This window comes from Salipaludibacillus sp. CF4.18 (assembly GCF_051262595.1).
Lineage (GTDB): Bacteria > Bacillota > Bacilli > Bacillales > Salisediminibacteriaceae > Salipaludibacillus > Salipaludibacillus neizhouensis.
In genome coordinates this window covers 1-417 of record NZ_JBIMEV010000167.1, presented here as the reverse complement: position 1 = coordinate 417, position 417 = coordinate 1, and the positions used below count along the sequence as shown (strand labels likewise).

Below are 417 nucleotides of genomic sequence, written 5' to 3'. Positions count from 1 at the left end.
TTTTTTATATTGGCACCAATGGAAGATGTGACGGATGTTGTTTTCCGCCACGTAGTGAGTGAAGCAGCTAGACCGGATGTATTTTTTACGGAGTTTACAAACACAGAAAGTTATTGTCATCCAAAGGGGCACCAAAGTGTTCGTGGGCGTTTAGCTTTTACGGAAGATGAACAACCACTTGTGGCCCATATATGGGGGGATAAACCCGAATATTTTCGACAAATGAGTATTGGGATGGCAGAAGAAGGTTTTCGCGGTGTGGATATCAATATGGGATGTCCAGTACACAATGTGGCAGCAAATGGGAAGGGGTGCGGTCTTATCCGTCGTCCAGAGGTTGCAGCAGATTTAATACAAGCAGCAAAAGCAGGAGGACTGCCCGTCAGTGTGAAGACTAGGCTTGGTTACACGGCTGTA

Annotated in this window: 1 protein-coding gene; it reads left to right on the top strand. The window is 46.0% G+C overall.

Translation table 11 applies throughout. The features are described from left to right. Window positions 1-417: tRNA-dihydrouridine synthase (locus ACHABW_RS26000; protein WP_435759937.1), on the top strand; the 417-nt coding region annotated here is incomplete at both ends.